This window comes from Chitinophaga sp. RAB17, from assembly GCF_052114225.1.
Taxonomy (GTDB): domain Bacteria; phylum Bacteroidota; class Bacteroidia; order Chitinophagales; family Chitinophagaceae; genus Chitinophaga.
In genome coordinates, this window is record NZ_JBFREI010000018.1 from 56,823 (window position 1) to 77,472 (window position 20,650).

The window sequence follows — 20,650 nt, forward strand, 5'->3', positions numbered from 1 at the left end:
GAGTTAAAATTTGAATGCAATGGCTGTTGTTAAGGAACGTTTGATGGATGCATTACGCGAACACTTCGGGTTCGATTCCTTTAAGGGAAATCAGGAAAAAATTATAAATAGCATCCTCTCAGGCAAAGATACTTTTGTTATAATGCCAACTGGTGGAGGTAAATCACTATGCTACCAACTACCGGCGTTAATGAGTCCAGGTTGTGCGCTGATTGTGTCACCACTTATTGCCCTGATGAAAAATCAGGTAGATCTGGTAAGAGGCTACAGCAGTAAAGACAATGTGGCCCACTTTTTAAACTCCACCTTATCCAAGGCGCAGATAAAAAAAGTGCGGGCAGATCTGACAGCGGGCAAAACCAAGCTGTTATATGTGGCACCCGAAACGCTCACTAAACAGGAAAACCTGGATTTCTTCAAGGAACTGGAGATTTCCTTTATTGCCGTAGATGAGGCGCACTGTATTTCTGAATGGGGACACGATTTCAGACCGGAATACCGCCGTTTGAAGGAAATGATAGACCAGATCAGCGATAACCTGCCTATCATCGCCCTCACCGCTACTGCTACCCCTAAGGTACAGAGCGACATTGTAAAGAACCTGGCCCTGAATAAAGCTAGCATCTTTATTTCTTCCTTTAACCGTCCAAACCTGTATTATGAAATCAGGACCAAGCGCAAAAAGGAGCAAACCAATAAGGATATCGTTAAGTTTATTCACTCACATAAAGGTAAAAGCGGTATTATCTACACCCTCAACCGTAAAACCACAGAAGAACTGGCTGATATGCTGGTCGCCAACGGCATTAAAGCGGTGGCGTATCATGCAGGCCTGGACCCGACTACCAGGGCCCAGCGTCAGGACATGTTCCTCCATGAAGATACAGAAGTGATTGTAGCCACCATCGCCTTTGGTATGGGGATAGACAAGCCGGATGTACGCTTCGTGATCCACTACAATATTCCAAAAAGCCTGGAAAACTATTACCAGGAGACCGGTCGTGCCGGCAGGGACGGACTGGAAGGCATCTGTATCTGCTATTATTCCCACAAGGATGTGCAGAAACTGGAACACCTGATGCGGGATAAATCCCTCAGCGAACGCGAAATGGGCGCCCAACTCATCAACGAAACCGTTGCCTATGCAGAAAGCGCTGTGTGCCGCCGCCGGGTGATTCTCCACTACTTCGGAGAACACTTCGAAACGGAAAACTGCGGTCAATGCGACAACTGCCGCAATCCAAAAGAAAAAATAGAGGTGAAAAACCGGGTAGTGATCATGCTGAAAGCCATCCGCGCGCTGGAAGAACGTTTCGGCAGCGAATACGTGATCAACATCATCACCGGCAAAACAAGCCCTCAGATCAACACCTACCGCCACGATCAGCTGGAAGTGTTTGGAGAAGGCAAAGAAGACGATGCACATTTCTGGAACTCCCTGATGCGTCAGATGATGCTGGAGGGACTGATAGAAAAAGATATAGAAGAATACGGCCTGCTGAAAGTCACCGACAAAGGCACCCAATTCCTCAAAAAACCATATTCCATTATGGTGGCTCTGAATCATCAGTTTGATGCAGACGCCATGGATGATGAAGATGAAGCTGCAGCGGAAGCACAGGCCTCCGCAGACCCTGCATTAGTGGAAATGCTGAAAGAACTGCGTAAAAAAGTAGCGAAAGAAAAGAACCTCCCTCCTTTCGTTATCTTCCTGGAAACTTCCCTGGAAGACATGGCCACCCAATACCCTACCACCGTTCAGGAACTGGAAAAGATCCAGGGCGTAAGTAAAGGTAAAGCGGTTCGTTATGGTAAACAGTTTGTGGATGTCATCACCAGGTATGTAGAAGAAAACAACATCACCAAACCGGACGACTTTGTCATGAAAAGCGTGGTGAACAAAAGCGGTATGAAAGTATTTATTATCCAGAACATCGATAAGAAAATACCGCTGGAAACCATCGCCAAAAATAAAGAACTCTCCCTTTCACAATTACTCGATGAAATGGAAACCATTGTTGCCAGTGGTACCAAATTAAACATCGACTATTGTCTGGATGAAGAGCTGGATGACTATGCCCAGGATGAAATCATGGAATACTTCAAAGGTTGTGAAACCTCCAGTCTCGCATTGGCAAGAGAAGAGCTGATTGAAAACGATTATACGCTGGAACAGCTGAAACTGATGCGTATTAAATTCCTGGTAGTATACGGCAACTAAGCCCTTTATTATCAGTAGCAAAGCATACAAAATGAGTATCAAACAAATACAGGAAACCATTGCCTCCAACAGGCAGAAAGTAGTGGCGCACCCGTTATATGCGGAACTGCAAACACTGGAAGACGTACGCACCTTTATGCAGTACCATGTTTATGCCGTTTGGGATTTCATGTCGTTACTCAAAGGATTACAACAACAGCTTACCTGTGTAAATATTCCCTGGGTACCCGTTGGCAATGCGGCCACCAGGTATCTCATCAATGAAATTGTAACCGGCGAAGAAAGTGATGTGGATAAAGCTGGCAACCGCTGCAGCCACTTTGAACTGTATGAGCAGGCGATGCAACAGGCAGGTGCTGATATCGGCAATATAAAGACGATTATAGCCGATGTAAAAGCCGGGAAGTCTATCCAAAGTATTTTGGAAACATCGTCGCTTCCTAAGGCTGTAAAAGGCTTTTTAGGCTTTACTTTTGATGTGATTGCTACCGGTAAGGCACATATCATGGCAGCTGTATTTACTTTTGGCCGCGAAGATCTTATTCCTGATATGTTCCTGGCATTGGTGAAAGACCTGGATCAGAAATTTCCCGGCAAACTGGATACCTTCATTTATTATCTCGAAAGACACATAGAAGTAGATGGCGATCACCATAGTCAACTGGCTATGCAAATGGTTAACGAACTTTGTGGAGCCGACGAAAATAAATGGCGGGAAGCCGGTGAATACGCCCAACAGTCGCTGTTTTGGCGGCATGAATTGTGGAGCGGTATTTTGCACGAAAAAGTGATTTTATAAATTTTTTGAAAAAATATTTTGCAATTCAAAAGATTGTATTACTTTTGCAATCCCCTCACGAGAGAGGGCAACAAAAAAGGATGGTGCGGTAGCTCAGTTGGTAGAGCAAAGGACTGAAAATCCTTGTGTCGCCGGTTCGATCCCGGCTCACACCACAGAAAAAAGGTCATCGGAAGATGGCCTTTTTTTATGCCTGCAAGCGCCGGTCCAAACGGGCTTCAGCATTTATTACGCTCAGGGAGCTCTGACCTCCGCAGGCGTATTCCATTTTATTAATTCGCCACTTTAATATACCCCCACCCTTCTCTTTGCCTGGTGATTATTTCATAAATCGCATCTGGTACTACTTCAACGCCCGGGATCAATTCACTGGCATTTTTATTATTCCGCTTCATCGTAGCACCACATACTTTTACACTCACTTTTTTATTGCTCAGCAGCTCCGTGAGAGCAGGTGTTATTTTTGATTTATCTTTCAGTACCATCTCTAATGCATCACCATAAACAGCTACCTCCAACTGCGCATCCGGACTACCTTTCAGGATGCCGTTCACTTGTCGCATTACGGTGTTTTGATCCTCTACTGATTTACTGGTAATATCAAATACTACCTTGTAATCCGCCTGAGCATAAGATGCGAGATATCCAAGCAAACATCCAACAAGTACTAACAGCTTCTTCATGATCATATTTTTTCTTGAAATGATGAAATATTAACCGGCAGTTTATCTGATGCGCCGCATTCCCCTTTGATGTAGAATAGGACCAAAAGGACCATATTTATGCTGTTGCTCAGAAAAGGTATCGCTGAAGGGCCCGAAAGGATGATCTATAGGCTTGGTGCTTACTACAGGCCAGTCTTCAGGAAATCTTTTAACAGGACGCTGTTGTGAATTAACAAAGGCTGCTACATCCCACGCTTCTTCGTCGGTTAATTGTGGTTTACTAAAGTCGGCGCCAAACGGCATATTATCTTTTACATACCCGGCAAATCTCGATAGCCTGTAAATGCCGGCGCCTGTGTTATAAGCTGACTTTCCCCACAATGGTGGATACTCGTACCCGACTGCACCTGCTGATAGTTTTCCATCACCATTCTCTCCATGACATTTACTGCACTTCTCCGCGTATACCAGCTTACCTTCTGTGGTATCTGCACTTCTTCCCAGGTAGGCGATTTCTTTTATTCCGCTTCCCGGTGGTTTATATCCTTTAGGTACATCTTTTCCGAGCCATTGTATGTAAGCTATCATAGCCCTGAGCTCCCGGCTGTTGCTGTCGAGGGCGTTGCCATCAAGGCTTCGGATCAGACAATCATTCACTTTTTTGGCAATCGATTCAACCGTGCCGCTCCTTTCCCTGAATTTCGGGTACGTAGATGCCGTACCGCCATAGTTGTTTCCCCAGCGTTTGGTGCCCGCCTCCAGATGGCAATTCTGGCAGTTCATACCATTGCTGATGGCCGCTATTTTCCCTTTGGGTCCCAGGTACAGAGAAGTATGCGCAATAAGATCCCGGCCATACCGGATCATTGCACCATTTGGTGTATGCGGAACCGTACTTGTATCCGGAGCCATCCACAACGCCGCCGTTGCCTTTTCTCCGCGTTTAATCTGGTATGCTAAAAACATTTTAATAACAACCAGGATCATTCCCAGCAACACCATTCCCAGCAACACCCAAAAAAAAATCTTTTTCATCCTGCAAAACAGTAGCCGCAATTCCGTTCCTGGGCGCGGCCTACGGCCCATACCCCGGAAGGTACCAGTTGTATTCCCGGTAAAATTCCTTCGATCCATTCTTTCTTAACACTGGCAGCATCGAGCGACATGTTTTGTGCTATCACTGCACTATACACTGTTAACGCCATATTACATACGCAGAATAATACACCGCTGGCCTGCAGTTCATTGATCCCGATCGCTACATCGCCAACACCCGGAACTTTAAAATCTCCCGGCTTAGGCTCCCAGAAAGGGTTTCTGATCGCCGGCGCCTTTGTGGCAGGATCATCTGCTTTAAATACTTCTCCAAATTTATACTTGGCCCATAACTCACTTTTCATAGCATATGGAATCGCCTCGTGACGCAACACCACTACTACACAACATTCTTTTTCGGGCGTGCCCGTAGCTGCATTGGTCAGTAAAAACACTTTAGGCCAGGCGAAAGGTAGTATGTCGTGCGGACGAACTACATCCAGCACCATTTTGTGTTTGCCCTTGATTTTATTTACCCACGCTTCGGGGTCTTCGAGGCCAATATTCATTTTTTCAGGAGTAAATGCCGCCTGCAGGTCCAAAGGAACAAAAGACGGCATGGCCAATACCGTTGCTCCTGTGATGATTTTTCCGAGAAAATCACGGCGGTTGGTTCCTTCGTTTTCGATATAACTCATATGATTGCTATTTTGGTGAATGCAATATTTACCCATAACATCTGCCATTGCTAATAGCAGGCAGTCAATAAACCAGCATTAAAGGATAGTGGGATTTTCGAGGAAACGGTCAAAAATATCAGGAGATGTATCTTCGACATAACTAAACTAATACGGCCAATTCGTCAACCAATGTTATCATTGCTTAACCGTATTAACGAGGGGAATTACAAGTGATGCTAATTTAGGAAAATAAAAATAGGGACTATCGGATAAAAGTGACAAAATCTAAATTCCCAACGCCAGCTCCAGGCTACTGCGGAAACCAGGATATTCATGCGGTAAACATCCCGCGAAATGCCTGAATTCATTGATAAAGTGCGTTTGGTCGCTATACCCAAACCGGTTAGCCAATAAACGCCATTGAAACTTTTTTTCTTTTTCCATGTATTCAATCGTTCGCCGGAAACGCACAATGCGACAAAACGTTTTCACGTGAAGCCCTGTTTGCTCAAGGAAATTTCTTTCTAAAGTACGCTTAGCAAGATAAGCCCCCGACTCCAATTGCCGGATGGTAATATTGCCATTTGCCGCATATATCATCCGTATCGTCTCATCCAGATTTCTCGAATATCTTCTTTCGGTTAAGAACTGCCCGATAAGAAATGCTTCCAGAATAGCAACCTGTTCTTCTCCACTAATGCATTCCCTTAGTTGCTCCCCTAATTCATGCATTTGAGATCCGACAGTAACTGACAGATCAGTACTTTTATTAGTGAAATTTGTTGCCGGAATATGGAAGAGTTTAAACCAGCCGCCTGGCTTAAAATTTACCACCAAACTTTTCATCCCCGCATAAATGCAGCGTTCACAAACCACATCATTGGGCCCTGTAATACTATCTGATGCTACGTATTCCATATTTGTAACATCATAAACCTTATCCGGCGGGCCTAAATTAAATGCCAGACTTTGGATAAGGTGCGGCAGTATGGTCATCTTCCGGTTATCGTCCTCCTGGAAATCACTTTCCAGGATTAAGAGGGAAAGTATATAATCCCGTAACAACCTGTGTGGCCGGAAAGATTGCACCTTGAACATATTCAACCGTTTTAGAGATACCGAATAAGTAAATAGTAGCTACGACCAACCTTGAATCCATAGGGCAAATATAAGAATCATTATCCTTCCTATAAATCTGGGAATCCTTGCCAGATCCTCCACAAAACATTTCGACCTCTCCCCACTCCTTTCGACAGAAAAAGGGTTATCGGAAGATGGCCTTTTTTTATGCCCGTAAATATAGTCACAACAGGGCTTCAGCATTTATTAGGCTCAGGTTTTCAACGTGGGAATATCTTCTTTCAATATGCGCTAAATACCAATATACTCCCGTTTTCCACTCGCAAATCCTCATCGAATATTATACAATTCTCATAGCATTAGCTAAATGCTACTCTTCCATCTATCCCGCAAATGCGTTCCCCGAATTATGTTATATTTATAGTAATCAAAATAATCTCCCATGGCAAAACAAATGTCTGTCATTTCCTTTACGGGAAAACTCGGGAACCTCATAGGGTATAAGCGCAATGGCGAATACTTCCTGCGCTCCATGCCGGAAAAAGTGCAGCAAACGGCTGCTACCCGCCGCGCATCCAGGCGCTTTGGCATCGCCAGCAGGAAAGGTGCTTTTATCCGTCATGCTTTTTACGGCAACCTGGATATCCATTGTGACAGTGGCCACATCAATCGGCTCAACAAGCTACTCATTGCTGCTGGCGATCATCATGCCGCCATCACAGGCTTCCGCTTCAATCAGCATAGCGGCGTAGATCGTTTCTTTACGGTAGCTCCCCGCCTTTTCAGCAACGGGATATTAAATATTCCCGCACAAACCATCGCCGGGTATAAAGGGGTGGCTGCCCTGGAAGTAAAAGTGATCGCAACCCGTATTGACTTTACATCACGTCAGGTGGCAGGTAGCGAAACGGTTACGCTCATGATAGATCCGGATACCACTTTCCAGGAAACAAATGTTTCGCTGGAGGTACCCGGGAAGGGCTCACTGGTAGTGGTTTTCCAGGTAAGAGCGATGTACAGAGACGGCCCATCCCGCAACAGGCAATATATGGCCGCCGATATTATTGCGGTAGCAGCACCACAGGTACCCAAATATGCTAAAAAACGTACTTACCCCAAGCGGACAAGATTGCTTCCTAACCTTACCTATACACACGCATATCCAGCTATCATTCAACTGGAATAAAGCCATCTTGCCCACGGAGATATTTTGATGAATAATCCCTTTATACCTGCTTCCTTTGAATAATATATTTCTTTCCGCAGCTACAGCCAGGCACTGAAGCAGCCCTGCTATGGCCGATTGTGGCCTCCTTCCATTTGCTGATACAATTTCATCGGGGTTATACATCCGGAACTCATCTCCACATCAAGTCCACCTCTCCTACACTGCTACTATAGGTATATAGCGGGTGTCAGGCATAGCATCGAAAAAATCCCGATAGCCTGTAGATGCCGGTGCCTCTATTATAAGTTTTCTCTCCCCACAAAGGTGGATACTCATACCCAACAGCAGAAAAAACAGGTCATCGGAAGATGCTCTTTTTTCATGCTCATAAACATTGGCATCTTGAAAAGTATTCTTTCTTTTTAACCCCTTTTTAATTCTTTTATACCTTCTCAAAACATAGTTTTTTATTACTTTTCAGAAAAAATGAAATCCCTATTACCCCTGTTTGCGCTGGCACTGATCCCAGCCATCGCTGCAGCACAAAAAATTGATCTGAAAGTGAACGCCGGTGCTAACATCAGTATACTCCCCAACTTTAACAATCAAATTATAATCGTGAATGGTTTTACAATTCCGGGTGTAATAAGTGTGGCCAATGCCGCCAATCCTCCTATGGCCACCACTGCTACTTCTAAAACTAAACAGCAGGTTGGTTTTAACTTTGAAGTCGAAGCCGGGAGGAAGCTAACTGATAGATGGAAGATTTCACTATCACTGGGAGTAAACCAGATCCGGTATGATTACGATACCCACATTTATCAATCCATTATTTATAAAAATGATTTTGATTTAAGCGAATTAACAACGAAGTATGGCGATTCAAAGTTCACCTACCTCACATCTCGTCCGTTAAATGTTTCACTGACTTTTGACAGGTTCTCTCTACAGGCGGGCCCTATTGTCAATTATCTGATTGGCAAAAAATACTCCAACTATGTGGTTGTTTCCAATGTAGATACCCGGGAAGCAATCGGCGCCTTCTTTGAAAGCAAGGGAGATGTACAAAAATTCCTGTATGGTATACATTTGAATGCCCGCATGGCTGTGGCAAAAAACCTGGAAATTATGCTGGGTAGCCAATACTTCCTAAACTCCCTCTATAAAAAAGAAACTACATACAAACCGGTATATGATAAAAGCAAGGCACTGCAGATTCAGTTAGGATTGAGCTATAATTTTGCCGCTTTTATCAGGTAATCCCAATCTGCATTGCCTGATAACATATACTCCCGTTTAATAAAGACTTCCGGAAAAGGCCATCTTCAATGGCTTTTTCCAGGCCATAAGTATCATTCACAAAAAATAATATCCTTCCGCTCAGACAGACGCAGAACATAAAATATCCACTGCAATACAGTTGCGCTGCAGCTGCCAATTGCCGGACAAATTTCTCCAATACCAGTAATCACCCACCCTTTCAGGTGGGAAAGATGCAATCATCCATTGCCATCAAAAATAAACCCGCTTTGTTTCCAGCACCTTCAACATCTCTCCCTTTACTTCCGCCGTTCTTTCATTAAAGCGTTGCAAAGACTTCGTTACTACCCGGTCCAGGAGGTGAACGGTTCCATTTTCGACCGCTTCTTCAAACAGTGCGATATCAGCAGAACTGATCATCTTTCTTTCATACCAGCTGCTGCTTAGTACCAGGTAATGAACGTCAAAACCAGATTGGTTAAAATATACCAGTATGTTTTGTACATCCTTTATACCATTACCAGGCACCAGATTCATGACCACCAAAAAAGAAGTGTCAGATTCCCTGTGAAACTGAATGATGGTCTTAATACGGATCAGATAATCTTCTGAACCATTATAACGGGGAAAGATAACTACAAACTGCTCTTCTCCAAATGATGCCGCTTGAATCGGCTGCTTGAAAGGAAAAAACATCTTCCTTTCAAAGATTTGCTGGGTCGTTTTTCCTTTGCCTGTATGGGGGTTACCAACAATAGCAAAAAACGTTCTGGGCTTAACAATCATCTCCCAAAAAGCAAAAAAAAATGGAAAAGACTGTTAATCAATTCCAAATAGTATCAACATTGTAGATTCCTTTATGGGAAAATAAATACCTGCTATACTTTTTCCGCCAACAGCGCAATGAGCTGTGCACAAGGCAGGAAGAGTATCTGCGCTAACAATGTACCGCCAATCCTGGCAATAACCATATAGGAAATATATTTCCGGAAAGAGCTCTCTGCTACCTTACCCAATACCACATCATCTGTAAGGATCGATAAATGAGGATCTATAAATAACGCCATTAACACAGTAGCTACCCCATTTATAACCCCGGAAAGATTACTGGCCGTTGTTCTGTATTCCGGATTCAAATAAGCCGCATATACACAGGACAACACCGCAATAGTAAGTATGGCCGTGGCCAGCAGGTTATACAAAAATATACGCCATGGAAAACTCTTCTGAGCCGTTAACTCCACTAAATGATCCCTGGATGGCATTTTCAGATTCTCCTTCACAAACTGCATTCCTGCACCGGAAAGACCCAGATAAAATAATCGGGGTATCGACTTATGCACGCTGAAATGCACCACCGCCCTGGACAATAACCGCTGAAAAGTAGGGATAAGAAATGCTCCCAGGACAGACCCGACCGTACATGACAAAATAATGTACCTGAACATCAGCGTATTGGAAGCCACCTGCAACTTCAGATCCTGTTCTACCGTTTTAGCCAATAGTGGCGCCTGTAGCGTGTTAGCAGTTCGTGATAATAATACAAGGATATTAAATAATGAAAAGGTAATGGCAATTCTTCCGGTCCTCACTCCCACTATTCTTACCGCGTAAGATAATGTAGTGATCAGGTTGATCAGCAAAGTGAGAACAAGTACAATAATAATCTGGGTAGTCATTTTAGTAGCAATTATAAACAGCTACTAAAATAATCTTTATTCTGTTCTAAGGCTTTTTACGGGGTTGGTAGTCGCCAGTTTCCGCGTCATACCAATAATGACAAATGCTACCAATAACATCAGCAACACACCCACTATTAAAAACGGTCCGGCGCCAATGTTAATTCTATAAGCATAATCCATTAACCAGGTATGTAATAAGTACCACGCCAGCGGCCATGCTACCAAATTAGAGGCAACAATGATCCAGGAAAATTCTTTCACGAACAACGTAATAATATTAAGTACAGAAGCGCCTAATGCTTTCCTTATTCCCATTTCCTTATTCCTTCTGGCAATACTTAAGGTAACTATTCCCAACACCCCAAGTAACACTATCATCAACGATACAATCGTAGCAGCCCTTGCTGCTTTCTGCATTTGCGTTTCTGTTTCATACAACTGTGCAATGCTGTCATCCAGGAACTTAAAATCAAAAGGAGCATCCGGAAAAACCTGTCCCCACTTATTTTGCAACGCTGCTATTTGTTTGGAGGTATTACCCGCATTTAGCCGAAACGAGATGAAGCGATAAATACCCATTGATTCTACCGTCATAAAGCATAGTGGGGAAATTGCATCCCGCAAGGTACCAAAATGAAAATCACGGGTAACGCCGCTCACATACATCACTTCATTAAAATTATGCATCCGCACCGGCTGATTTATCGCCTCTGCCGCACTTTTCCAGCCAAGTGCATGAACGGCCGCTTCATTGATAACAACCTTCGATGAGTCTGCCTGCGTACCTGTATAATAAGCACCCGCGCTCATCTTAATCCCATAGGTAGCCACAAACCGTTCATCTGATATAACTGATACTGAGGAAATAGCAGTACTGGAGTCATTCTCCGGCCTATAAATCATATTAGCCCCATTACTCCACCCGTCAGGGATCGCATAAGAAAATGAAGCATCTTTTACCTCAGACATCGTACGAAACTCATCTCTCATTCTTTCCATATGCTTTACACCTGAAAAGGTCCAGTCCCGCGGTACCGGAACGGTGATAACACGCTCCTTATTAAAACCGAGATCTGAATTAAAAAAGAAAGATACCTGTCTGTCTATGACGATGGCGGCTATGAACACCACGATAGCAGTTACAAACTGCACGCTTATCAGTGCCCGCCTGAATAACAACTTCTCCTTTACATTCTTCAGCTTTCCTTTTAACGCAGTTACAGAAGGTTGTGCAGACAATACAAAGGCCGGATATAATCCTGCCAGAAACCCCGTAAACAGAATAATAAATACAGGTAAAAAAGCAAACCAGGCAGGGAAGGAAGACAAGCCTGGTATATCTTTTCCTATCATCTGGCTGAATAGTGGTTTTAACAAAAAGAACATCCCGAGTGATACCACAAAAGAAAATGCCACCACTAACACCGATTCCGTAATAAACTGAAATACTAGCTGTCTCTTTTTACCACCCATGGCCTTTCTCACACCAATTTCTTTTAACCTGGTTAAAGAGTTCCCAATAGAAATATTGATGAAATTAATAATCGCCATCAGCAGGATGAACATTGCCACGAAAGAAAAGATGGTGACCATTCTACCAGCAAGACCTTTATACATGCCCATATAAACGTCCTTTAATGCTACCGGATACACCTCCAGTGTTTTTTGTATTTCAGAAGAAGCATTTGTTTTTATTAACGTAGCCAGTGGCACTTTTAATTGTTCCGGTTTTACCCCCGGCTTCAATAATACGTAACCAACAATATTAGGTGATAACCAGCTATTGAAGCCAAACTCGCGGCCAAAGTACCTGATACTCGCAGGCCCCATGAATATTTCATTACCCGGCTTGCTATAGTTGGTAACAGTATTGAACGGCAAATCTTTTACTACCGCCGTTACTTCAAAATCCTCATTTCTCCCATCAAACGATTGAATCTTCAACAGCTTTCCTACTGCATCTGCTTTACCAAAATATAATTTTGCCTTCTTCTCCGTAAGCACTACTGCGTTAGGTTTATCCAAAGCAGTGTGAGGATCGCCGTAAGCAACCGGTAAATTAAATACATCAAAAAATGTGGAATCTCCAGGATGTATCCCTTCCCGGTAATGCTTATCTCCTACTGACACCACTGTAGTAATGCCATCATGACTATATGCTTTCTCTATCAGCGTAGGATAATTGTCCTGCAATGCTTTTGTTAGTGGTCCTAACGTTGCAAATTCAACCCCGGTTTCAGGATTCGCCCACTTACTTTTCAACAAAAAAATACGATCGTTGTTTTTAACGAACCTGTTTACCTGTAATTCCCCCCAGGTATACGCTCCTATCAGCAAAACAAAGGTGATTCCTATAGATAATCCCCAAATATTCACCATCGCAAAAAACCGATGCTTCACAATATTTCTCCACGCAACCAGGAAGTAGTTTTTTATCATAAGACAAGAGTATAGGGCGTTAGTGCAGCTAAAAAAATGCCGCAACAGAAAGTATTGATAATCAATTCCATTATTCTCGCTTCATTGTCCGATAACGTACATACACTGTCCACTTCTGCACGACCTCTTTTTTGCACGAAAAGTACTAGGACCTGGTAAATTAGCATATATATCCTTTCCTTTTATTTGTATTTTGTACACTTATTCCTCGTTAGTAAATGTTTAAACATGAAGAAACTACTGGCCATAGGCCTGGTATTGCTGACCCACCTGGCTTCGGCACAAAATATACACATCCGTATTAATACCCAACATGTTAGCCTGGTATATGGCGTTAGCGCTGAAGGAAGGCTGGTACAACAGTATTTAGGCCAGGCATTGCAGCCAGCCTTCGCGGACACCACTTTAAAAGGTAAACAGGAAGCCTATGTAACAGCTGGTATGGAAAGTCTGCTGGACCCCGCCATCCGAATAGTACACAATGACGGTAACCCTTCTCTGGAACTGAAATACGCAGCTCACGAATCAGCGCCACAGAAAGAAAATGATGTCACCGCTACCACCATTACGCTGAAAGATCCCGTATACCCGGTAACCGTTATCCTTCATTTCGAGGCCTATTACAAAGAAGATATCATCAAAGCCTGGACGGAAATAAAACACGCAGAGAAAAAACCGGTACAGGTAACCGCATATGCCTCTTCCATGCTGCATTTGAAAGCGGATAAATACTGGCTGACCCAGTTTCATGGCGATTGGGCAAAAGAAGTAGACATGCAGGAACAATACCTGACCACCGGTATGAAAATTCTTGACAGTAAATTAGGTACCCGCGCCAACATGCTTCAATCTCCTATGTTTCTTCTCTCTCTTGATCACCCTGCAGAAGAAGAAAACGGCGAAGTATTGGCTGGTACACTCGCCTGGACAGGTAATTTCAAATTTGGCTTTGAGGTAGATGAACATAATGCACTCCACGTTAATGCAGGAATTAATCCCTACGCCAGCGACTATACGCTGAAACCAGGTGAAATATTCACCACTCCGGCGTTCATCTTCACATTGTCCCCGAAAGGAAAAGGACAAGCCAGCCGCAATTTTAATCGCTGGGCACTTGACTATGGTGTCCTGGATGGACGTGGACCACGCCTTACCCTGCTAAATAACTGGGAGGCCACCGGCATGGACTTCAATGAACAACGCCTGACCGCCCTTTTTGGAGGTACCAAAAAATTAGGCGTAGACCTCTTTTTGTTAGATGATGGCTGGTTTGCCAATAAATTTCCCCGCAATGCCGATAATGCAGGTCTGGGTGATTGGGCCCCCAATACCACTAAACTCCCACACGGCCTGGGATACCTGGTACAGGAAGCTCAAAAACAAGGCGTTAAATTTGGTATCTGGCTGGAGCCCGAAATGGTCAATCCAAAGAGTGAGCTGTATACCCAACACCCTGAGTGGGTGTTGCGCCTCCCTAACCGTGCAGAAAATTATTTCCGTCATCAAATGGTGCTAGATCTCACCAACCCGGCAGTACAGGATTTTGTATATGGAATAGTAGATAAAACAATGTCGGAAAATCCGGGAATCGCCTACATCAAGTGGGACTGTAACCGTATGCTCACCAACACCTGGTCTCCTTACCTGAAAGAAAAACAATCACACCTCTTCATAGAATATACACGGAGTTTATATAAAGTGCTGGACAGGGTCAGGGCAAAATATCCTCACCTGCCCATTATGCTTTGTTCCGGCGGTGGTGGTCGTACCGATTACGGCGCCTTAAAATACTTCACCGAATTCTGGCCCAGTGATAATACAGATGGTCTGGAAAGAATTTATATCCAATACGGTTACTCTCACTTCTTCCCATCTAATACAATGGCAGCACACGTAACCAACTGGGGCCATCAATCGCTGAAATTCCGTACAGATGTAGCTATGATGGGTAAGCTGGGATATGATATAAAAGTAGATGACTTCACCGAAAAAGAATTACAATTTAGCCATGATGCTGTAGAAACGTATAGGCGTATTAGTGATGCTGTATGGTATGGTAATCTTTATCGCCTCGTTTCTCCATATAAAGAAAACAGGGCGGTGTTTCAATACACCAGTGAGGATCAGAAAAAAACAATTCTGTTTAACTACCTGATGAATATCGCCAAGAACGATGTTTTTGCAGCAGTAAAATTACAAGGCCTGGATCCTCAGAAAAATTATCGTATCCGTGAAATCAATTTGTATCCTGACACCCGCACCTCCTTTCATTTTGATCAGCTATATAGTGGTGATTTCCTTATGAAAGAAGGCATTCAACTGACAGGCAACGGCAGATCATTGAGCAGCAATATTCTTGAAATAACAGCTGAATAATTTTTTAGAAAGTCAAAGCCCTGTTTCTTTCGGAAACAGGGCTTTTCTTTTTGCAAAAGTCGGGTTTAAAATAGAAGCGATTGATTCACTATCTTCAGTACATCAAAATGCGTACGTATGCTTCCTTTTGCCAATATGCCTTACGGTAATGCGCCTGGCTATTGCTTTCCGGTAACAGAACTTTGTATGTTTGCTTTGTTGCTTATTTGCGGCTGGCATGCCTTTAAAAAAGGTACCGGACATGTATCCTGGTTATTGGGTGCATTGGGGTTCGGCCTGCTGTTGGAATATGTAAATGTCGCCACCAATAGCGGCTACGTATATGGCCGTTTTTGGGTAATGCTGGGAAAAGCCCCTCACAGCATTCCTTTATGTATTGGGTGCGGCTGGGCAGTGATCATATACTCATCCCGGTTATTCACTGATAACTTCGCACTTCCTCTTTGGGCCGCGGCTGCATTCGATAGTCTGCTGGCATTGAATATCGATTTGAGTATGGATGTAGTAGCCTATCGCCTCCACATGTGGCACTGGGATTGGGCAGGTAGAGGTTATCCCACAGAAACCCTTACAGGGCAATGGTTTGGCGTACCTTATGCAAATTTCTATGGCTGGCTGCTGGTTGTATTTTTCTATTCGTTGTTCGGCAGACTACTGGAAAAAGTATCCGTTACTGCTATATGGAAAGCCATACTCCCGCTGCTTTCTATCATCATTTCCCAGGTGGCGTTGTGGGTGGCATTGTTTCTGCTGGCTGACTTATTGAAACAACTTTTTGGTATCAGCAGCATGCATAGGCTGATCGCATTATTGGTATTGCTTGTAGCGTTAGTCATCTCCGGATATATAAAAAAGGGAAAAACAGGAGTTCATTATTTCCCCTTTGCAGCATGGATTGTTCCGTTATGGTTCCACGTGTATTTTCTGATGTGGTTATTTCTGGGAGGCTTTGCCGGAGAAAACAGCCGGATGACTACCTTTTCTATCTTCAATGTGGTATTGGGTTTGCTCATACATTTACCATTACTAATAAAAAAGAAACCCATAACCATTTTAGCGGAAACGCGTTAATAGTATATCTTGCTTACAGTTTATGAAAACGCTTATCGGTTATCTTACGGGAACAGAGTGGCATCCTTATATTAAAATAGGTAGTAGCATTTTGCTGGTGCTTATTTTCATTGGCCTTGTAGCCACTATTCTGCTGGAAAACCGCAACCCGGTTAAAGCTATTGCATATATACTGCTGCTGGTATTTATTCCTGTTTTAGGACTCATTGTTTATTATTACCTGGGCAGGGATCTGCGTAAAAAGAGGCGGTTTACCTTAAAAGGCAGTAAAGATGAGGGGTTGTTTTCCCGATACTGGGAGTCTCAAAGAAGTGAGATAGAGCAAATGCAGCTGGAGTTACGGCAACTGGCAGGCAACAAGCAGGAGCTTTCTGCCATGTTGCTGAATACACGGCAATCTGTTTTAAGTAAAAACAACCAGGTACAACTACTGATCAATGGAGAAGAAAAATTTCCAGCTGTTTTTAGTGCCCTCCGTGCTGCCAAACACCACATACACATAGAATATTACATGATTGCTGCAGATGACGTAGGCAATGAAGTCACTGAAATACTGATTGAAAAATTAAAGGTAGGTGTACAGGTACGTTTGCTCTATGATGATATGGGTAGTGATCGCATTCATGCTATCCCGAAACGCCTGAAGGAGCATGGCGCCAGTGTATATCCTTTTTCGCCGGTGCTGGTAGATTTCTATCTGAATGCCAACTACCGGAATCACCGGAAAATTATTGTAATAGATGGCGCTGTAGGTTTTGTTGGTGGCATCAACCTGGATGAGCGTTATATCAACAATGGCAAGCACGCCACCTTCTGGCGCGATACACATCTCAGGATTGAAGGCGATGCCGTAAACATCCTGCAGCTACAGTTTTTAATGAGTTACCGGTATTGCAGTAAAGAAGTGTTTCCCTTTGCGGAGCCTTATTTTGTACGATCAGGATTAACAGGCACCTGTTTTACGGATATTGTTGCCAGCGGCCCGGATTCCGAATGGCCGGTGGCCATGCAAACCATCCTGATGGCGATTAACATTGCCAAAAGGAGGATACGTATTACCAATCCCTACTTTATTCCCACAGAAGAACTGTTGACTGCCCTGCAAATGGCTGCACTGGCAGGCAAGGATGTACAGCTGATATTACCGTTAAAGGGTGATTCCTACATTGTTCAACATGCAGCGCTTTCCTATCTTAAACCATTGCTGGCAGCGGGCGTGAAAATATTTTTTTATACCCGTGGCTTTATTCACGCTAAAACGATGGTGGTAGATGATAACCTCGCCTGGGTGAGTTCAGTTAATTTCGATAACCGCAGCTTTTACCTGAACTGCGAAATAGGTGCACTTATTTACGACAAAGAAGTGGCAGGCAAACTAAACCGGGCATTCGAAGATGACCTTTTGTATGCTGTCCCCGTGCAGGAAACCAGGTGGAACAAACGTAATTTGCTCAAGCGGTTTATGGATGCGGTGTGCAGACTCCTCACACCGCTATTATAAGGCCCCTAATCTTTCTCTTCGTCCAGGTCGAGGAACTCACCATTATCTTCTTCGAGATCTTCGTGCCTGTCGCCTCCTATGCTGTAAATATTATTTTCTTCGTCTTCCTCTCCTATTGCTTCGTTCTCATCATCGAGTTCTGCCCCTGGAACATCGAGGTCATCGCCTACTTTATCTTCCCGCCAGGTTTCTTCCTGTTCGTTGGATTTATCAGCGGGTTTTCTCTTTTCAGTGGGTAATTCACTGTTGTGCCGGAAAGAACCAGTTACCGCATCCATATCTACATCCACTTCTTTATCCCGGTTCCGTTTGCTCATAATATCTTCTCCGGCGGGATATTCAGGATAACCGGGAAATTCCTCTTCTTCCTTTTTAATGGGTTTGTGATCTCCCTTACCTGGTTTGTTATCTTTATTGCTCATAATCAGATCTTTTAGTGTGGATAATGCTGAAAATGCCGTGCCACATACAGTAGCAGGCATTGTATTATGATGGATAACAAGATAGTATAATGATTGTTTAACACCCACAGGATGCTTGTCAGCGCTTTTTACCCACCAGGTTTAGTTGGAAGGACACACCTGCGGAGTATAGTTTCACCTGTCCCAATCCTACCCCATGAAGTGGAATTTTGGCGTAAGGTTGTACCCCAATGATTAAGCGCCTTCCTGCCGGATGCTGGTATAATGCGCCTACATTTAAAATAGCGAGGTAATGTTGATTCTGATTTTCTACTGTTTTTTCCCACTTGGGAGTGTATTTGTAGATATACTGATATTGTTCTTTCAGCATAAAATAGTTCGACACTCCAAGCGTAGCGCTTAACGTATTGTTATTTACCTGCAGAAAGGTATAGTTCATATTCACGGGTATATCCAGCACATCACAATTGGCATTTACTTTTACCAGATCATAAGGTACAGAGCCACCGGTAGGTGATGTATAATCTTTATTGGTAGCGCCATATAGTTTCTTACTGTATACGGCACCGGTGGTAATAAACCAGCGGCTGTTGAAATAGTAATTTGCCAACACGCCCACATTAAAACCCACCTTCCCATAATTCAGGGAAGGCGCCACATTCAGATCTGGTCCGAGTGTAACACCTATAGACAATCCTTTTGAATTGATTTTCCGTCGTGGTATTTTTCTATTCAGATCCGGCTGAATGTCTTTATCTATAGGTATTTCAGCGATGGGTGATATCTTCGTATATCCGTTGAAGTTATTAGCATTCTTTGTTTTAATAAAGTTGATTTCATTTTGCTTGACAACGGTAATACTATCTATGTTTGTTTGTTTTCCAGCTGCGGTGCTGATATCCAGATGATAATTTCCGTTTGCTGTTATATTTTTTTCCGGGAGATGATTACCTGGTTTGCTGACTGCTTTGTTGTTTGATTCGTTTTCAGGAGATGTAGATGCGCTCGACAGATGCTGTTTAGTTTGATTTATTGTTTCGTTATTATGTTTGTTTTCGGGAGATATAGATGCGCCCGACAGATGCTTTTCCGATTGCTTTATTGCTTCGTTGTTTGATTCGTTTTCAGGAAATGTGGATACACCCGGCTGCTGCTTTTCTGTTGGTTTGTTGGTTTCTTTATCTGGAGTACTTCTGTTTAACTCGGGTATTACCTTATCCTGACTACTCCCGTTCAATACAGAAGTTTTTTGCGCAGAAATAGCAGCACGTTCTACTTTCTTATCAGCAGTAGATGACTGAATGATCCACCAGCCTATACCTCCCAGGAGAGGCAATAGGAAGAGCCACCACCAGCCTACCGGACGTTTGTTCTTATCGCCGGCATCCAGCAGTGATTCCATTTTTGTCCAGGCATCCTGGTCAAAAGGAATATCAGCTTCATTCAGCTTGTTACGGATGCTATTTTCAAATGCGTCATTCATTTTTGTATAAGGGCATATTTACGTCCACTCCATCAGATGTACTCATGGATGCTTTCGTAATTCTTTCTTTCAGTATTTTTTTTGCTTTAAATAAATTTGATTTGGAAGTTCCTTCAGATATGCGCAGCATGGCAGCTATTTCCTGGTGCTGGTATCCTTCCATAATATACAGATTAAACACGGTTCTGTAAGCAGGTGGTAATAACTGTACATGTTTCAACAGTTCTTCATAGGATAGCTTATCTATTATTTTCTCATCTGTTCCTGGCTCTGGTACCTGGCTAATATCATCTACAAATACCAGTTTCTTTTTACTTCTTAAAAAATCAATAGAAGTATTCACCATAATTTTAGCTAACCATGTTTTAAATGATCTGCTGGTGTCAAATGATTGAATGTGTTGAAATATTTTAAGGAATCCGTCATTCATGATTTCAACTGCCTCTTCTCTGTTTTGTGCATATCTCAGACAAATACTTAATCCATACCCGAAAAAATTCCGGTATAACGCTTCCTGACTGCTGCGTTCTTTTCTGCAGCAACCGGCAATCAGATCATTAATATTGTTCAGCTCCTGCACAAAAATATTCTTGTCTGCTTTTTGTATTAAATGCGTTTATTGATGTCCTTCTGAAATAATTGTTTGATTTTGGTTTTTAAAAAATCAAATCTGATTGTAGATACGATCAACGAAGAAAAAAGGTTGCTTTCGGTTTAAAAAACATTCCCGCTTAAGGAAAACGCATTTTCAGCCCTTTTATTCGATTC

18 protein-coding genes and 1 tRNA gene are annotated in these 20,650 nt (G+C 43.1%); 8 read left to right on the forward strand and 11 right to left on the reverse strand.

The window, feature by feature from the left end; translation table 11 throughout:
• Positions 1–19: 19 nt before the first annotated feature.
• The 3 genes from recQ (at position 20) to AB4Z08_RS33500 (ending at position 3,175) form a co-directional block, all read left to right on the forward strand.
• The gene (gene recQ, locus AB4Z08_RS33490) at positions 20–2,221 is read left to right on the forward strand and encodes a DNA helicase RecQ (protein WP_441578150.1); all 2,202 of its coding nucleotides are present in this window, start codon (positions 20–22) and stop codon (positions 2,219–2,221) included.
• A gap of 31 nt (positions 2,222–2,252) precedes the next feature.
• The gene (locus AB4Z08_RS33495; RefSeq protein ID WP_441578151.1) at positions 2,253–3,020 is read left to right on the forward strand and encodes a DUF3050 domain-containing protein; all 768 of its coding nucleotides are present in this window, start codon (positions 2,253–2,255) and stop codon (positions 3,018–3,020) included.
• Between the two features lie 82 nt (positions 3,021–3,102).
• Positions 3,103–3,175, forward strand: a tRNA-Phe gene (locus tag AB4Z08_RS33500).
• Between the two features lie 117 nt (positions 3,176–3,292).
• On the opposite strand, the gene AB4Z08_RS33505 is transcribed toward AB4Z08_RS33500, so the two are convergent.
• From AB4Z08_RS33505 to AB4Z08_RS33520, 4 genes are all read right to left on the reverse strand, one after another.
• Complete coding sequence (locus AB4Z08_RS33505; protein WP_441578152.1) at positions 3,293–3,703, reverse strand: DsrE family protein; 411 nt, start codon at positions 3,701–3,703, stop codon at positions 3,293–3,295.
• A gap of 42 nt (positions 3,704–3,745) precedes the next feature.
• The gene (locus tag AB4Z08_RS33510; RefSeq protein ID WP_441578153.1) at positions 3,746–4,720 is read right to left on the reverse strand and encodes a c-type cytochrome; all 975 of its coding nucleotides are present in this window, start codon (positions 4,718–4,720) and stop codon (positions 3,746–3,748) included.
• On the reverse strand, positions 4,717–5,418 hold the full coding sequence (locus AB4Z08_RS33515; RefSeq protein ID WP_441578154.1) for a hypothetical protein: 702 nt from the start codon (positions 5,416–5,418) through the stop codon (positions 4,717–4,719). The genes AB4Z08_RS33510 and AB4Z08_RS33515 overlap by 4 nt, the downstream gene beginning before the upstream one ends.
• Positions 5,419–5,685: 267 nt before the next feature.
• Positions 5,686–6,498, reverse strand: a complete 813-nt coding sequence (locus AB4Z08_RS33520) for a helix-turn-helix domain-containing protein (RefSeq protein ID WP_441578155.1) — start codon at positions 6,496–6,498, stop codon at positions 5,686–5,688.
• A gap of 424 nt (positions 6,499–6,922) precedes the next feature.
• On the opposite strand from AB4Z08_RS33520, the gene AB4Z08_RS33525 reads away from it, so the two are divergent.
• Positions 6,923–7,666: a hypothetical protein gene (locus AB4Z08_RS33525; RefSeq protein WP_441578156.1), complete on the forward strand. Its 744-nt coding sequence runs from the start codon at positions 6,923–6,925 to the stop codon at positions 7,664–7,666.
• A gap of 198 nt (positions 7,667–7,864) precedes the next feature.
• Here the strand turns inward: AB4Z08_RS33525 and AB4Z08_RS33530 are convergent, their stop codons facing one another.
• On the reverse strand, positions 7,865–8,104 hold the full coding sequence (locus tag AB4Z08_RS33530; RefSeq protein WP_441578157.1) for a hypothetical protein: 240 nt from the start codon (positions 8,102–8,104) through the stop codon (positions 7,865–7,867).
• A 30-nt stretch (positions 8,105–8,134) separates the two neighbouring features.
• Between AB4Z08_RS33530 and AB4Z08_RS33535 the strand changes: the two genes are divergently transcribed.
• Positions 8,135–8,908, forward strand: a complete 774-nt coding sequence (locus tag AB4Z08_RS33535) for an outer membrane beta-barrel protein (protein ID WP_441578158.1) — start codon at positions 8,135–8,137, stop codon at positions 8,906–8,908.
• Between the two features lie 252 nt (positions 8,909–9,160).
• On the opposite strand, the gene AB4Z08_RS33540 is transcribed toward AB4Z08_RS33535, so the two are convergent.
• From AB4Z08_RS33540 to AB4Z08_RS33550, 3 genes are all read right to left on the reverse strand, one after another.
• Positions 9,161–9,604, reverse strand: a complete 444-nt coding sequence (locus AB4Z08_RS33540) for a hypothetical protein (RefSeq protein ID WP_441578159.1) — start codon at positions 9,602–9,604, stop codon at positions 9,161–9,163.
• Positions 9,605–9,786: 182 nt separating this feature from the next.
• Positions 9,787–10,587, reverse strand: a complete 801-nt coding sequence (locus AB4Z08_RS33545) for a lipid II flippase Amj family protein (protein ID WP_441578160.1) — start codon at positions 10,585–10,587, stop codon at positions 9,787–9,789.
• A 36-nt stretch (positions 10,588–10,623) separates the two neighbouring features.
• The gene (locus AB4Z08_RS33550; RefSeq protein WP_441578161.1) at positions 10,624–13,029 is read right to left on the reverse strand and encodes an ABC transporter permease; all 2,406 of its coding nucleotides are present in this window, start codon (positions 13,027–13,029) and stop codon (positions 10,624–10,626) included.
• 228 nt (positions 13,030–13,257) lie between these two features.
• Between AB4Z08_RS33550 and AB4Z08_RS33555 the strand changes: the two genes are divergently transcribed.
• The 3 genes from AB4Z08_RS33555 (at position 13,258) to cls (ending at position 17,977) form a co-directional block, all read left to right on the forward strand.
• Positions 13,258–15,405 carry an alpha-galactosidase gene (locus AB4Z08_RS33555; protein WP_441578162.1) on the forward strand — a complete coding sequence of 716 codons (2,148 nt, stop codon included), beginning with the start codon at positions 13,258–13,260 and terminating at the stop codon, positions 15,403–15,405.
• A gap of 117 nt (positions 15,406–15,522) precedes the next feature.
• Entirely contained in the window at positions 15,523–16,476 is a 954-nt protein-coding gene (locus AB4Z08_RS33560; protein WP_441578163.1) for a carotenoid biosynthesis protein, read from the forward strand.
• Between the two features lie 22 nt (positions 16,477–16,498).
• The gene (gene cls, locus AB4Z08_RS33565; RefSeq protein ID WP_441578164.1) at positions 16,499–17,977 is read left to right on the forward strand and encodes a cardiolipin synthase; all 1,479 of its coding nucleotides are present in this window, start codon (positions 16,499–16,501) and stop codon (positions 17,975–17,977) included.
• A gap of 5 nt (positions 17,978–17,982) precedes the next feature.
• Here cls and AB4Z08_RS33570 read toward each other — a convergent pair whose 3' ends face one another.
• The 3 genes from AB4Z08_RS33570 to AB4Z08_RS33580 form a co-directional block, all read right to left on the reverse strand.
• Entirely contained in the window at positions 17,983–18,399 is a 417-nt protein-coding gene (locus tag AB4Z08_RS33570) for a hypothetical protein (RefSeq protein WP_441578165.1), read from the reverse strand.
• 118 nt (positions 18,400–18,517) lie between these two features.
• Positions 18,518–19,882 carry an outer membrane beta-barrel protein gene (locus AB4Z08_RS33575; protein WP_441578166.1) on the reverse strand — a complete coding sequence of 455 codons (1,365 nt, stop codon included), beginning with the start codon at positions 19,880–19,882 and terminating at the stop codon, positions 18,518–18,520.
• Positions 19,875–20,462 carry an RNA polymerase sigma factor gene (locus AB4Z08_RS33580; RefSeq protein ID WP_441578167.1) on the reverse strand — a complete coding sequence of 196 codons (588 nt, stop codon included), beginning with the start codon at positions 20,460–20,462 and terminating at the stop codon, positions 19,875–19,877. The genes AB4Z08_RS33575 and AB4Z08_RS33580 overlap by 8 nt, the downstream gene beginning before the upstream one ends.
• Positions 20,463–20,650: the final 188 nt, after the last annotated feature.

Coding starts and splice junctions, on each gene's coding strand:
- AB4Z08_RS33520 (WP_441578155.1), bottom strand. CDS start 6,498: ATGTTCAAGGTGCAATCTTTCCGGCCACACAGGTTGTTACGGGATTAT.
- AB4Z08_RS33505 (WP_441578152.1), bottom strand. CDS start 3,703: ATGAAGAAGCTGTTAGTACTTGTTGGATGTTTGCTTGGATATCTCGCA.
- recQ (WP_441578150.1), top strand. CDS start 20: ATGGCTGTTGTTAAGGAACGTTTGATGGATGCATTACGCGAACACTTC.
- AB4Z08_RS33570 (WP_441578165.1), bottom strand. CDS start 18,399: ATGAGCAATAAAGATAACAAACCAGGTAAGGGAGATCACAAACCCATT.
- AB4Z08_RS33550 (WP_441578161.1), bottom strand. CDS start 13,029: ATGATAAAAAACTACTTCCTGGTTGCGTGGAGAAATATTGTGAAGCAT.
- AB4Z08_RS33535 (WP_441578158.1), top strand. CDS start 8,135: ATGAAATCCCTATTACCCCTGTTTGCGCTGGCACTGATCCCAGCCATC.
- AB4Z08_RS33555 (WP_441578162.1), top strand. CDS start 13,258: ATGAAGAAACTACTGGCCATAGGCCTGGTATTGCTGACCCACCTGGCT.
- AB4Z08_RS33510 (WP_441578153.1), bottom strand. CDS start 4,720: ATGAAAAAGATTTTTTTTTGGGTGTTGCTGGGAATGGTGTTGCTGGGA.
- AB4Z08_RS33495 (WP_441578151.1), top strand. CDS start 2,253: ATGAGTATCAAACAAATACAGGAAACCATTGCCTCCAACAGGCAGAAA.
- AB4Z08_RS33560 (WP_441578163.1), top strand. CDS start 15,523: ATGCTTCCTTTTGCCAATATGCCTTACGGTAATGCGCCTGGCTATTGC.
- AB4Z08_RS33515 (WP_441578154.1), bottom strand. CDS start 5,418: ATGAGTTATATCGAAAACGAAGGAACCAACCGCCGTGATTTTCTCGGA.
- AB4Z08_RS33545 (WP_441578160.1), bottom strand. CDS start 10,587: ATGACTACCCAGATTATTATTGTACTTGTTCTCACTTTGCTGATCAAC.
- AB4Z08_RS33575 (WP_441578166.1), bottom strand. CDS start 19,882: ATGAATGACGCATTTGAAAATAGCATCCGTAACAAGCTGAATGAAGCT.
- AB4Z08_RS33540 (WP_441578159.1), bottom strand. CDS start 9,604: ATGTTTTTTCCTTTCAAGCAGCCGATTCAAGCGGCATCATTTGGAGAA.
- cls (WP_441578164.1), top strand. CDS start 16,499: ATGAAAACGCTTATCGGTTATCTTACGGGAACAGAGTGGCATCCTTAT.
- AB4Z08_RS33525 (WP_441578156.1), top strand. CDS start 6,923: ATGGCAAAACAAATGTCTGTCATTTCCTTTACGGGAAAACTCGGGAAC.